Here is a 13,784-nt window from a genome sequence, read left to right on the forward strand (position 1 = left end):
GGCGATCATCCAGTTGCCTTGAGTTTGGTTGACTATGGGCTGGCGCTGGGCAAGGTATCCTGCCAGTAATCCTGAACCGGGGACCGCGGAGCTCCAGGCCCGCCCACCATCGCCCACCATGTAGGAGCGGCCTATGGCCGCGATCAGGCTCTCTACAGAGGCAAATCCTGATCGAGACCACGGGCCGGTCCTACAGGGAGGGAGTAGTCTGGTAGTTGCAGTTCTATGACCGATTGAATTCCCCGCACCTGAGATAGTGAATCACCTGGGTGATCACCTCTTTATTTCTTATCATAAACAGGTGGGTTGCTGGTATTTGCAAGTGATCATGCATGCCTTGGAGTCGAGTGCTTTCCACCGAGACAATGCCGTCGTCGACTGCGGGAATCATATGGGAGAAAATCGGGTGGATACTGCAGATGCCGGCAATAATTCCCAGGTCAAAATTTGCCGCGCCGAGCCTCTTCGGGAGGCTTCGCCGGCCGGTGCCCAGTTGCTGGCCGGCATCGCCGAAGACAAAGTGAAAACCGGGTAACTTTTCCAGCCTGTCCGCTACCTCGCTGCCTTTGTTCGGCGGCCCCAGCATCACCACCCGGCCGAGGTTTTCCACCGGCACCCGGCCCAGGTAATAGCGCACCAGGATGCTGCCCAGGGAATGAGCGACAAAATGGATTTCATCGTAGCCCCGACAGCGGTCCAGGGCCGGCGCTATGGCGGGCCCGGCCAGTTCCTCGATGGGGTGTTTGGTGGATGGATAGTCCACGTTCACCGTCGCGAAGCCGGCCCGGGCAATCGCCTTTTCCATTTTCTCCATCCAGCCGTCGGAGAGGAGCAGTCCGTGCAGCAGTATCACACATGCGGAGCGGGCGCCGGCCGTGAGGGGAAAGGACATCAATAGAGCCAGAACGACAATTTTCATATCCTGCTTGTCAATCCTTGTCTTGTATCCGGGGACTTCACCAGATTTTAGCCCGCATTGGCCAGACCGTTGTGAACTGAGTTTGCCGGGGCTTTGTATCGTGTAACAGCGTGAGGAAATGCGCGCCAAGACCGCCCTTGAAGTAGTTATAGAGCGACAGCCGGTACGTTTATGCTCTTGCTCGCAGAACACCATATTGAAGTGTGATAGAGTCGGGACATTCTCACCTCTATACATTCAATTGGAGGCAGTATGGCAACAGCCAAATGGCTCTGCTTCGTTGTACTATCATTGCTGCTGGCCGCCTGCGGGGGAGGCGGAGGGGGTGGAGGGGGTGGAGGGGGTGGAGGCGACAACCCCCCTCCACCTGATGACGATGTCACGCTGGAATCAGGCCTGGATAATCGTCCCACCAATACTGACTGTATTGCACTGGCAACACCTGGCAGTACACCTGACTCCCTACTCCTGACAGATGTATTCCCCGATCTTCCCATGCCCGACTTTCCCATGGGCATGTACCAATTGCCGGACAACAATGCGTATTTTTATGTCACCACCCGGCAGGGAAGGGTGCTGCGCTTTGATAATGATCCCGCTGCAAACACCGCTATTGAAGTGTTGGATATATCGGCACGCGTCAGCCAATTGCCTTCCCCCAGCGAAGGCGGTTTACTGGGTTTTGCCTTCCATCCCCAAGTGGCGAGCAACGGCGCGGTTTATATTTACTATACGGCGCCCGGCGAAAGCGGTGCAGGGCTTTCCATTATTACCCAGTTCACCATGACCAGCGATGCAGAGATCGATCCTGACTCGGAACAGATTGTCCTGCAGGTAGAACAGCCTTTCGGCAATCACAATGGCGGTGATATCGCTTTTGGCCCGGACGACCACTTGTATATCGGCTTCGGTGATGGCGGCAGCAGTAATGATCCCCTGGGTCATGGCCGGAATACCGATACGCTGTTGGGTGCCATGTTGCGCATTGATGTCGATCCCGCTACCGGCAGCTACAACATTCCGGCAGACAACCCCTTTGCCGGCGGTGGCGGTGCAGGGGAAATTTATGCCTATGGCCTACGCAACCCTTTTCGCTGGAGCTTTGATCGTGAGTCCGATGTCCTGTGGTTGGCGGATGTAGGACAGTCATCGAGGGAAGAAGTGAACCATATTGTCAATGGCGGCAATTACGGTTGGAATCAGATGGAGGGCAACCTTTGCAATGCCGGAACTGATTGCAGTGCCTTTATCGCCCCCGTTCATGACTATCCACGCGACGTGGGTACCTCCATTACCGGCGGCTATGTTTATCGCGGTACCGAGGTGCTGGGCCTGAATGGCGCCTATATTTTTGGCGACTTCGGATCCGGCAATATTTTTACCCTGACGCCCGAGGGTAATACTTATGTACGGACAACAGTTGCCTCGCCTGCCTCGGGTTCTATCGTCGCCTTCGCACAGGACCATGCCGGTGAAGTGTATGTGTTGTTGGCTTTTCCCGGTAACGGCCGTAGCATCCTCAAACTCCAACCCCAGGGTACTGAGCCACCCACCTCGAATATTCCGGCGCTCCTGTCTGAAACCGGTTGTGTTGATCCGGACAATCCGGATCAGGTCAGTGCCGGCCTGATCCCCTTCAGCGTGATCAGCCCCTTGTGGTCCGATGGCGCGGAAAAAGATCGCTGGATGGCACTACCTGACGGAGAGTCCGTTACGGTAGATGCCAGTGGTGATTTTGATTTTCCCGTGGGGACGGTGCTGGTAAAAGATTTTCAACATAGGGGAATAATGATCGAGACCCGCCTCCTGATGCGGCACCAAAGTGGTTGGGCGGGCTACAGCTACAAATGGCGTGAGGACCAAAGCGATGCCGATTTATTGCCCGGTGCGTCCGATGATAGCGTGGCCGGCCTGAACTGGCATTTTCCCAGCGGCGCCGAATGCCGGCAATGCCATACACAGGCGAAGAACGTTGCCCTGGGTCCTGAAGTATTGCAGTTGAATCACGATTTCACTTATCCGCAAACGGGGCGCAGCGCCAATCAGGTAGATACCCTGGAAGCTGTGGGTGTATTCAGCAACCCTGTGCCGGGACACCTGGACGATACCAGCATGGTGGCGCTTGACGACCTGGGCGCTGATTTGGAATCACGGGCAAAAAGTTATCTGCACAGTAATTGTTCCCAGTGTCATCAGCCCGGTGGTACCGGAGAAGGCGGCATGGACTTGCGCTTTGAAACGCCTTTGGCTCAAATGAATATCTGTAATGTGGTGTCGCAGGATGATCTGGGTAATCCCGATGCGCGTTTTATTGTGCCCGGTAATCCCAGTGGTTCGATTCTGCTGACGAGAATGCAAAGTAGTGTAGAAAGCGGTCATCGTATGCCGCCGCTGGCGACGTCGCTGGTAGACAATGGAGCCGTCAGCGTTTTGACGGATTGGGTATTGGGTATGGAAACTTGCCCATAGCATATTGATGAGAAGTGATGGAGTTATACAAAAGCGCCTCCTAAACTGGGCTAGCCAAAAACAGCCAACCAAAGCGGGCCTCTTCGGAGGCCCCTTTTTTTCCTGGAAGAGGTGCCGCAATTGATAATAACCGGATGAAAATTGAGCATTTAGATATTTATGTAATGCGATGTGATCAATATGCGGCGTTAAGGGGTGACAGGTTCGAATATTTGTGGCTAGATATGGGAATTTACTGGCAAACAGTAGCGTTCCAGATCTAGTATCATCATTATAAAGGGTACCAGTAGATCGGCCGCTGGGTTCTGGCGGGCTTGAAAAAAGTCAAATAATAATTTACCGAACTTAAATTTTATTAATAGTTAGTGGGGAATAAAAATGAAGCGTTTTAATGGATTGATATGGAGAGCCTCCATTGCTTTACTTCTACCTTTCTTTGTGATTTCTCCAATTAATGCCATCGCTTACTGCAGTGCTCAAGGCAACAACACCAATTATGAGTGGATAGATGAGGTCTCGATCGCTGGCACCACTCATGCATCGGGAAAAGACAACGGCTACGCCGACTACACGAATGAGCTATTTCATCTATCGGAGGGGGCAAACAGTATCACGTTGACACCTGGCTTTAACGGGTCTGCCTACACAGAAAATTGGAAAATCTGGATTGACTTCGACAATGATACAATTTTTAGCGACGAAGAAGCTGTGTTCAGTGGGGCATCGAATAGCGAACTAAACGGCAGTATAAGTATTCCCAATAACGCGGTTAACGGCACAACTCGCATGCGAGTGGCCCTTCGGTATGGCGGGGCGCCGCAACCCTGTGGAAGCTTCACATATGGAGAGGTGGAAGACTACACTGTTTATCTCGACACAACGGACGTCACGTCACCCACTATCGTGTCGAAATCACCCGCCGCGGACGCTGTAGACGTTTCGTTGGATTCCATTATTGCTGTTACCTTTTCCGAAGATATTGATCCTCTGACAGTGGGTGATTCAAGTATTTCAGTAACCGGCAATGGGTATAACATTCCCGGCACGGTGACTCACGATGGGAATCTGCTAACTTTCTCCGCGAATCAATTTCTAGACTTTTCAACTGTTTATACCGTAACGGTATCCCCTACACTACAGGACCTCGCCGGCAATCCGTTGCTACAGAACGATGTCTGGTCGTTCACTACAGCGGCACCCGATACAACGGCCCCATCGGTGTTATGGACATCACCGGAAGACGGAGCCAGTGATATCAGTAATAACTACGTGGTTCAGGTCCGGTTTTCAGAGCCCATGGATCCCGCAAGCATCAATACATCAACTTTTACGATCACCGATGGCATTGCCGACGTGAGTGGGTCGGTAGTGTTAGCCAGTGATGAAATGACTGTGCAGTTTTATAGTGACCAGCCATTTGACTATCTCACCACCTACACCGGAACAATCACGACGGGCGTGCAAAATGCCTCGGGAATCGAGTTGGAACATAATCATACCTGGAGCTTTACGAGCCGGGAATATCAGCCGGACTATTGTTCTTCATATGCCAGCAACTATAGTGATGCATGGGTAGCTGCTGTTCAGGTCGGTTCATATACCCATAGTTCCCCTTCTCAGCCGGGTACTGGCTATTCGAACCACACAGGAACTATTTTTGAGTTGAGCCGGCACTTTTCCAGAGAAATCGACCTGACGCCGGGATATAATCTAAGTCCCTATACTACCTACTGGCGAGTATTTATAGATTGGAATCAGGATGGCAGTTTTACATCCGATGAGATTGTGTTTAGCGACAGTGGCGATGCTTCGGTTACCGGTAGCATAACCACTCCGGATAATGCGTTGGCGGGCAATACCAGGATGCGTGTCTCTATGCAATCCGGTGGATACCCAGGCCCCTGCGGCACTTTGAGTTCAGGGGAGGTAGAAGACTTCCGGATCAATATTCCGGACCCGGTCGCTGACACAACTCCTCCTTCAGTAAACGCCGTTACGCCAACCGATGGGGCAGCCAACATTCCGGTCAATTCATCTATTTCGGTGACGTTTTCCGAGGAAATGGACGTAGACACATTGAGTGTGGGCGCTCTAACGCTCGAGAGTGAGAGCGGCACGGTCGACATGGTAAGCGCCTATGACCCTCAGCTCGACCAAGTGGTTTTCATGCCGGTCTATGACCTTGAATACGGTACAGTGTATACGGCTACGCTTCACAACAGTGTTGCCGATGTTGCAGGGAACGCTATGACGGCTGATTTCAACTGGTCATTCGAAACGGCCGTAGAGCCTATTTCCACTTACGTCGTTTCAGGTGCCGTCTCCGCACAAGGTGTGGGAATTGTCGGTGTAACGGTCAGTGCCAGTGGCGATTCATTACTGTCAACGACAACGGATGCCAATGGTCAATATGCGTTGACAGCATTGCCTCCGGGATCTTATACAATTACTCCCAGCAAGTCCGGTTATAGTTTTTCTCCGGCTAATGTTGGTGTCACAATAACGGATTCGGACATATCTGCTGTCGATTATACGGCGACTGCTTCACCAACTGCGTTCGTTAATGGCGACTTTGAACAAGGAAATTTCAGTGGCTATAACTCTTACACAACTTCGGATGGTGTGTTTAACAAGGGGATCGTATCCTTTGATATCGACCAGGATGGCGCTAACAGCACGACAGCTTATTTTAGTGTTGGAACGGATAGTCTCAATAGTATGGGAACTCAGCAAGGCGGCGGCATCTACCAAAATGTGGGATTAGGTGATGGCGATCTTTACGTAACAATGGATATCGCGGCGTCCGCCAGTAGCAATAACGGCTCGGGTGGGCTGTTTGAGCTTTATTTTGATGGGGAACTGATGGATAGCCATGACTTTGATGGCATTACCTCGGGAATTACAGAGTATGCAACACTATCGTTTGAACTGCCCAATACTAATGCAGGTAATCATGAGATACGCATTCAGGTAACGCGGCCTTATATGCAGACCAATGTCACGAATTATCTGGACAATATTACCTTGACAGGCAGTAGTGTACAGTAAATGACGCTTAACGCCTTCAGATCAGGCAAGCTCCAACATTGGGGTCTCCGCGTCCTCCCTCAGTTCCATACTTTCCAGCTTGTGCAGCAGGGAACGGAAAGTCTGGCCATTTTCGTCGATGGCCTCGTGGGGGAAAATAAACACCGGCTCGATACGGGGTGAGACGCGCTTCAGCTGGAAGTAGTAGTCCACCACCTTCTGGCCAACCTCGGCCTCACTGCCGAAACCGCTCAGGTCCACCAGGCCGATGACTTGGCTGGCATCGCCGCGCGGGAAGGCGATCAGGTCGACGACCCGGCCGGCGTCGCCGACGCGGATTTCATTGCGAAAGTCGATCAGCTCATCTTCGACGTTTTGCCGTGTTTCCCGGATACTGCGCTGGCTCGATTTTCCCAGGGTCAACCTCAACAGGGCACCGAGCAGGGAGTCTTGCAGTGCACTGGTGTTGTGGTTCTTTGCCGTCCCATCTTCCTCCTGTTGTTTGAGACTGCCCCACAGGTAGTTTGTGATATTGGTGCGGCTGTGCTCCAGTTGCTCGAAGTTGCGGTGCAGGAAATGGAAGGCTTTTTTCTTGGGGCGGCTCATGAGTACGTTGAGTTCGCCCTTGCGCTTGTCCGCATCATCGCCCTGCTTGAAGGCGCCCAGGTTGTAGCGGGTAATGTCCCAGAGGTAGAAAATATAGTCCCTTTCCTTGCCCTGCAAGGCGGCGCCGGCACCATCCAGTACACCCTCGCCCCGCTTCAACTTGCACAGGTAGGTGTCCTTGATTGCCTTGACGTAGGGCTCGTTCTTGAGCAGGAAGTAGCAGAGCGCCACATCCGTTTCCATATTGATTTTTTTGCCGCTGCTCTTTTCGATCTGCTTGACCGTCTTCACCACATAGTCCATAAAGCGGTCGACCATGGCCGTCTCGATCCCTTTGAACTTGCCGCTGGTCGCTTTTTTGGACGTTTTCACTCCCTGCTCGCTGTAATCCACCGCCACCGCCGGGGGATGTTCCGGGAGCCTCCACTGCATGATGTTCAACTCGTTTCCGTACACGTAGCGGTTGGAGAACTCGATGATGTCCGCAGGGCAGCGGTAATGCTCGTCGAGTAGCACCGAGGCTTCCCTGATGGCCTTGACCAGTGCAAAGATATGGGAGCCACCGCTTTTGAAACCGCGGGCCTGGGTGGAGCGGAGATGTTCGTCCAGCTCGTGATCCTTGAACAGGTAATCGTCGATCACCGAGTCTTTCTGCAATACCGTCTGCTTGTCGTCACCCACCACCAGCATTTTCTTTGCCCGGAACATCAGGGAGAGGGAGTCGTCCACCCGGCATTGGGTCGCTTCGTCCACGATCACCAGGTCGAAGCTCTGTTCCGCGCAGGGCAGGAGGAAGGATACCGCCTGCTTGCGTACCAGCCACACCGGAAAGGTATCGCTCAGGTTCCGGCGCAGTTCTTCGAACACCGCGCCGCTCTCTTTTAGGGTGCTGAACTGTTTCAGGTCATCCACCAGGGCCATGATACTGGTGATCCTGTTGGTGCCCGCGCGCCGCTTTGCGGTGGTCGCCCCCGACACTATGCCGCGCAGTTTCTCTACCAGGCGCTCGCGCACGATCTTATCCTGCTGCCGGTAAAGATCGCCCAGTTCCTCCAGGTCGCCCTGGATGGACGCTCCGCCCGTGCTGCCGATATCCACCCGGCGCTGCCCGCAGACACTGCGGTAAAGGCCCAGTGCGCGATTGGGCTCACCCAGGCGGATGGACTCGTGCAGCTCCCGCAGCAGGTTCAGCAGTTCCGCGGACCAGCTTTGTGCCTGTTCGAGCAGTTCGATCTGGTCCGCCACCATTTTGCGCAGTGTGCTGACATTCTTTTGCAGCGGCTGCCGGAAGAGCTGGCGGACTTTTTCGAGCAGGCGGCCCAGCCCGGTTCCCCGCCCGGCCAGGTGATTCTGCATCAGCTCGTGCAGGTGGCGGATGATCTCGTGGCGTGGATGGTCCCGGGTGATCGCCTCGAATTCCTCCAGGGTCTTTGGCTTGGCCTTCAGGAGTTGATCGAGGATCGGCAGGTCTTCCCTGAGTATCTGAACTTCGGCGTCGAAGTCGGCAGCCGGGCCCTTGGACCTGCCCGGAATCCTGAAGAAGTTGTAACACTCGGCCATACCAATGCGCAGTTGGCAGCGATTTTCCACAAAGGCTTCAATGATCCTTCGCTGCGCGCCCTGCTTGTCGAGAATCAGGGTCAGAAATTCCTGCAGGCTGTTCAGGTCGCCGTTGCTCCCGGTCTTTCTGAGTACACGCCGATCAAAGGGCACATGCTCGCCCACCTGATCGAGCATGGTGGCGCTTATGCGCCTTTTCAGCTTGTCGATCCTGGCTCCCAGCTGGCGGATTTCTTTTTCCAGTTTCTCTCCCCTGGGCGCTGGTGCGGGCTCCGGCTCCTGCACTTTGAAAGCCCGCGACAACCCGCTGAGCAGGGTTTCCAGGCTTTGATCGCCGGTTTCCACCTTGTCCACCACCTTGATGGCGCTGAACAGCAAATCCTTCCACTTGCGCTCGGCTGCGCTGCCCCGCTCGTCGCCGATCAGGTAGTCTTCCAGTTTCTCGACAAGCGCTTCGATCGCCGCCTGCTGATCACTGACCACAAGGACTCTCTGCCCGCTGTTGATGCAGTGCAGCACCAGATTCATGATGGTGAAGGTCTTGCCGGTTCCGGGCGGCCCTTCGAGAAGCACCACGTCGTGGTGGTTCAGTTTGTCCACCAGGTTGCGGGTGCTCTGGGGCAGCGGACCGGGCATCCAGGTCTGCGCTGCAAAGTCACCCGTGCCGGTTGTTGCCGATGCCTGTTCCGGCGTGAGGAAGCGGCCCAGGAGGGAGCTGTAGAAGCGTTTGCTGGAGCGGTGTGCCGCGGCGTTTATCTGGTCGAGATCCAGGTCCAATGCCTGGTCGATGGGGTTCAACAGCCTGGGCGCACGGTAAAGGTAAACGCTCTGCAGGTCGCATTCGATGCCCTTGACGTTCAGGTCCGCGAAAATGCCGCCTTTGCCGTTTTCGTCCCGGTAGCCGAAAAGAATTTCCCGGGTTCGATCAAAAACCGCTTCCTTGACCGGAAGATAGCGGGAGACCCGGATACGGTCGTTGAGGCGGTCCACGCTGATATCCTGGGCCAGCAGGGTCTTGAAAAAGCGGTCCACCGGATCGATGCCGGCCTGGGCCTCGCTGAATTTTTCCACCAGATGGGCCAGGGCGAGGTAGTTCAGGTGGAATAGCCCGTCTTTTACGGACTCCAGGTAGACACCGCGTCCGGATTCGCGGATGCGAACCTTGCTGTAGTACAGGGGAAAGCGGAAGGTCCTGAGGGAGCGGTTGTAAGTGAAGAGCGCGTCGACGATTTCAAAGCCCACAAAAAACTCGGCGGCGCGATCACTGATAAAGCGCTCCCTGAATTCACTGGCCTGTTCCGGGCTCAGTTCAAAGTAGAATTTGCCATTGTCGAAGGCCTTGATTTCGGTGGCCATCAGGGGGACGGGGAACTGGGACAGAAGCGCTCCGCCCTTGTGGCTTTTTTCCGACTCCCCATCCGGGTCCTTTGAGCTGTTGGCAAGCGCGATTCGACTACCGTCAAAAATTTCCTCGTAGTCGACCCTGATGTCTTTCTCGTTGAAGCGCTCTCCCAGCTTGGGTTTGTAAAGACTGGCTTGCGCCTTGCGTTTGGGTGCGGCTTTCCCGGGCCGCTGTTTTGGCTGCTCCTTGTCCTGCTCTTTCAGCTCTTCCGTCACAACCTTCTGCCCGAGGCTGGGTGTGTAGCGTTCAATGGACTGGAGGACGTCCTTGCGAAGAATCAGGTCGCTGGTAATGCTCTTGCTGCCTTTTGCGAAGCTGAACTGGAATAGCTTGTGGTAGGCGATGATCTCCTCCAGTACGTCGTTGGGATGCTGGAGCCTGTCGTTGTAAAGGAGCTTGTCGAGTACCTGGAGACTGCTGCGGCTGACGGTTATATAGCCGGAGGACCCCTCCCGCTCCTCGATATCCTGGATGATCAGGTTTTCGATGTCGGACGCGGAAGATCTGAAGTAGTAATAGTCGCGATTGAGGAAGCTTACCGAGCTTTCGAAGGGCTGGGGGCTTGGTTTGCTGATCTCGTCGTTGAGGATATTGCGGATACAGGCGCGAAAGCGACCGAATACAAAGCGCGGGACAAAGATCTTTCGTCCCTCGGCGGTGTTTTCCAGCGCGTAAACCTGGAGGCCGTGGTCGTTCTTGAAACGCTCGATGCGGAACACATTGCGCCGGTCCGCGCGTTTGGTGAGCTTCAGTTCGGTGCCTTGGCGGCGTAATGCCGGTATAGCCATGTTATCTTCTACTTGTTTATGGGCACCTCTAAAAATCGTCATTCCCGCGCAGGCGGGAATCCAGAAACCGCGTAGTCACTGGACCCCCCCGCCTTCGCGGGGGTGACGAGAAATGAATTTTTAGAGGGTGCCCTTATGCGTTAGTGAAGCTCTGAACAAGTCTATATCGCCGGAATGACGACATTCAGAGGTTCCTTAGCGAATTAACAGGGATACCCTGCGATTTCGCGCCCGCGCCTCTTCCAGTGCCGCACCGCCTTTACCTGTCACATCCACCACCGGCCGCGTATCCGCATAGCCCACCGCGCGCAGACGCTGGGACGAAAAGCCCATGGAAAGAAGGTGAAGAATCACGCTGCTCGCCCGTTTGCCACTGAGGCTCCAGTTGGTCTCCGTTTCTCCGTCAATTACCCGGTAGTAGGGCACGTCGTCGCTGTGCCCCTCGATGTCCACCTGGTAGTCGGTCTGATGAATCTCGTCCAACAGGGGCTCCAGGGAATCCAGGGCGCGATTTTTGATCACGGCACTGCCCGGCGCGAACAGGGCGGCGGTATCCAGGTTCACCCTGACACCGTCTTTCGCCAGCTCGACGGAAGCACCGGGGACGCCGGGGGATTCCTCAACGATGACCCGCAGCGATTCGGCCAGTTCCACCAGGGTATCGTCGGTACTCCCGGTCATTACGCTGCGGAGTCTTTCGAAGGAGCCCACGTCCACCTTGCTCATGGACAGGAGCATGACAAAGAAGACACACAGGATAACCATCAGGTCGCCGAAACTGATGTAGAAGGAGTCGAGACCCTCTTCGTCCTGCCCGGTCAGCTGCTCCAGCTTCATGTCTCGTCGACTTTCCTGTTCATTTTGGTGATGTCCAGCAGGCGATCTTCCCGGCGGATCAGTACGCTGATCCGGTTCATAAGCAGCTTGTGGGTTTCCACGTAAATACTGTTGTGATGTTCCAGCCGGCCGGCGAGCGGCGTGAAAACCAGTGAACCCAGAACCGAGCCGAATGCGGTGGTCATCAAGGCCAGGGACATGGCCGGACCGATGCTGGCGGGATCGTCCAGGGACTGCAGCACCTCGATCAGGCCGATGACGGTACCCAGCAGGCCGAGCGCCGGTGCGACCTTGGCCCCCTTGTTGAGCAGCGCTGCGGCGGTTTTACGGCCCATAAAAATAGTGGCGATCCGGTTGCCGACAAAATCCTCGATCTCCTCATAGAAGAGCTTTTGCCGGATCATGTAGATGATGTCGTTGAGTAGCTCGCCGGTGATTTCCTTGCCCTCCCGCAGGTCCATGATGCTGCGGGATTTGATGATGGTTTCGTCCAGCTCCTCAATGGTCGGGTTCAGGTGCTTGACCGGATTGGCAAAGAAGGAGCGCAATACCAGGATGAGGGTTTTCACCAGTGTTTCCAGATCGAACTGGAACAGGAGAACACCAAGGGTGCCGCCCACCACAAAAAAGAAGCTGCGGAAATCGTTGAAGAGAATAAGCTCCTGGGAGCCGGCGCCCGCGCCGAGATCCATGCCCACTGCGTTGAACAGCACGGCCACCAGAAGGCCGACGCTGAACACTACGGTGATGGGATCAAAGCGCTTCTTCGATACGGTCAGGTATTCTTTGTTGAGCAGGCTGTTCACGGATTTTCCCGATTCGTGGCTGGAATTTAATCGTCGGTCACGGCGACCAGCTGGTTACGGCCTATGTCACCGACGATAAACTGTTCATGTACGCGGACAATAAAATCGCCCGGTTGTAACTCGCTGAGCACGGAGAAGTGCACCACATGGCCTTCGCTCATGGATACCAGCACCTTCATACCTCGTCGCAGGCTCTTGATGGTATCCGCTTCCAGGTCATTGACGGCCTTTACCTGGAGTTCATTGCGCCGGGAGTCCCTGGCCTTGAAGGCATCACCTTCCACGTAAAGCAGCTCCGCTGTTCGCCGCTCCACATCGGACGCCTCCCGGTTGTCCAGGAAGATGATACCGAGCGGCACATCCTGTTCCTCGTCGAATATGGCCAGGCAGCGGGCCTGGAACCGGGGGACCCGATCCAACAGGTGGGTGGGAACATCAAATTCCTTGCGCTGGCTGCTCAGCTTCACGGTGCGGCGCTTCAGGTCCACCTGTTCCACCTTGCAGATGCGCACGTTGTCTGGCAGCACCTTCTGGGAGTCCAGCGCTCGCGATGCCCGGCTCAGTGACTTCTGCTCCCTGTTCAGTTGGAGGGTCAGCGCGCTGACCTGTTCCTGCAATTCCTTGTTTTTCCGTTTGAGTTCAGCCGCTTCGCTTTTTAAGTCCTTGAGCTTTTTCAGTTCCGGATCGGGCCGCCAGGTCTCGTTTCCGCTCTGGGACTCGTATTTGGAAATCTCGTCGTAAAAGCTTTGCAGGATCGCGCCGATCCTGTTTTTTTGCGGAAGCTCGAAGCGGATGCAGGCGTTGTACTCGCTGACCTTGAGGGCCGAGCCCGCGCGACTGGCGGTGGTTTTGGCGTAGGCAGCAAAAGCGAAACTGTCGAGGCAGGCGAGTATGTTTTCCAGGTTGGGAACAAAGCCGTGGGCATCCAGAACGGTCTTAATGGTGCTGACCGGGTCGTCGAACAGCACTTTATCCATAGTGACATAAAAGAACTTGCCATCCTGGTCATAACTGGCGATGGAAAGGTCTTTGTTCAGGGAAGCCTTGGAGAACTCCGCTTCGCCTTTTTCGGCGATTACCTTCAGTTGCGTCTTGTCGAAGATTGCCACTTGCCACTACCCCAGGATTCCGGCGGCGGAAACGCTTGTTTTAGTGTTTACCAGCGCTGCCGCACTGATGTTTTCGCGTTTGGCCGAGTATATACGATTTGGGGTTGAAGGATATGAACGCAGTATTGCCCGGGCAGGATTTGACTACTGCCAGGGCGATAGAATCAAGGTAACGTGAAGCAGTTCACACTGGGTGGCCGTTCCAGGAGCCCCATTCTTCACGATTGTGGGAAAAACACACAGCAAAAACAACTCTGGCCA

The 13,784-nt window shown here is 54.8% G+C and carries 7 protein-coding genes; 2 read left to right on the forward strand and 5 right to left on the reverse strand.

The window, feature by feature from the left end:
- Positions 1–223: 223 nt before the first annotated feature.
- Positions 224–919, reverse strand: a complete 696-nt coding sequence (locus PP263_RS22135; protein WP_308366243.1) for an alpha/beta hydrolase — start codon at positions 917–919, stop codon at positions 224–226.
- 252 nt (positions 920–1,171) lie between these two features.
- Here PP263_RS22135 and PP263_RS22140 point away from each other — a divergent pair, with 252 nt between their 5' ends.
- The gene (locus PP263_RS22140) at positions 1,172–3,388 is read left to right on the forward strand and encodes a PQQ-dependent sugar dehydrogenase (protein ID WP_308366244.1); all 2,217 of its coding nucleotides are present in this window, start codon (positions 1,172–1,174) and stop codon (positions 3,386–3,388) included.
- Between the two features lie 378 nt (positions 3,389–3,766).
- On the forward strand, positions 3,767–6,436 hold the full coding sequence (locus tag PP263_RS22145; protein ID WP_308366245.1) for an Ig-like domain-containing protein: 2,670 nt from the start codon (positions 3,767–3,769) through the stop codon (positions 6,434–6,436).
- A 21-nt stretch (positions 6,437–6,457) separates the two neighbouring features.
- On the opposite strand, the gene PP263_RS22150 is transcribed toward PP263_RS22145, so the two are convergent.
- The 4 genes from PP263_RS22150 to PP263_RS22165 form a co-directional block, all read right to left on the reverse strand.
- Positions 6,458–10,771, reverse strand: a complete 4,314-nt coding sequence (locus tag PP263_RS22150; RefSeq protein WP_308366246.1) for an AAA domain-containing protein — start codon at positions 10,769–10,771, stop codon at positions 6,458–6,460.
- 195 nt (positions 10,772–10,966) lie between these two features.
- On the reverse strand, positions 10,967–11,608 hold the full coding sequence (locus tag PP263_RS22155) for an OmpA family protein (protein ID WP_308366247.1): 642 nt from the start codon (positions 11,606–11,608) through the stop codon (positions 10,967–10,969).
- Complete coding sequence (locus tag PP263_RS22160; protein ID WP_308366248.1) at positions 11,605–12,414, reverse strand: MotA/TolQ/ExbB proton channel family protein; 810 nt, start codon at positions 12,412–12,414, stop codon at positions 11,605–11,607. Before PP263_RS22160 ends, PP263_RS22155 begins: the two co-directional genes overlap by 4 nt.
- 26 nt (positions 12,415–12,440) lie before the next feature.
- Positions 12,441–13,523, reverse strand: a complete 1,083-nt coding sequence (locus PP263_RS22165) for a hypothetical protein (protein WP_308366249.1) — start codon at positions 13,521–13,523, stop codon at positions 12,441–12,443.
- Positions 13,524–13,784 lie beyond the last annotated feature (261 nt).

It is taken from the genome of Microbulbifer sp. TB1203 (genome assembly GCF_030997045.1).
GTDB lineage: Bacteria > Pseudomonadota > Gammaproteobacteria > Pseudomonadales > Cellvibrionaceae > Microbulbifer.

What these genes read in the sequence shown, in the direction of transcription:
- PP263_RS22135 (WP_308366243.1), bottom strand. Translation starts at nt 919, where the DNA reads ATGAAAATTGTCGTTCTGGCTCTATTGATGTCCTTTCCCCTCACGGCC.
- PP263_RS22140 (WP_308366244.1), top strand. Translation starts at nt 1,172, where the DNA reads ATGGCAACAGCCAAATGGCTCTGCTTCGTTGTACTATCATTGCTGCTG.
- PP263_RS22145 (WP_308366245.1), top strand. Translation starts at nt 3,767, where the DNA reads ATGAAGCGTTTTAATGGATTGATATGGAGAGCCTCCATTGCTTTACTT.
- PP263_RS22150 (WP_308366246.1), bottom strand. Translation starts at nt 10,771, where the DNA reads ATGGCTATACCGGCATTACGCCGCCAAGGCACCGAACTGAAGCTCACC.
- PP263_RS22155 (WP_308366247.1), bottom strand. Translation starts at nt 11,608, where the DNA reads ATGAAGCTGGAGCAGCTGACCGGGCAGGACGAAGAGGGTCTCGACTCC.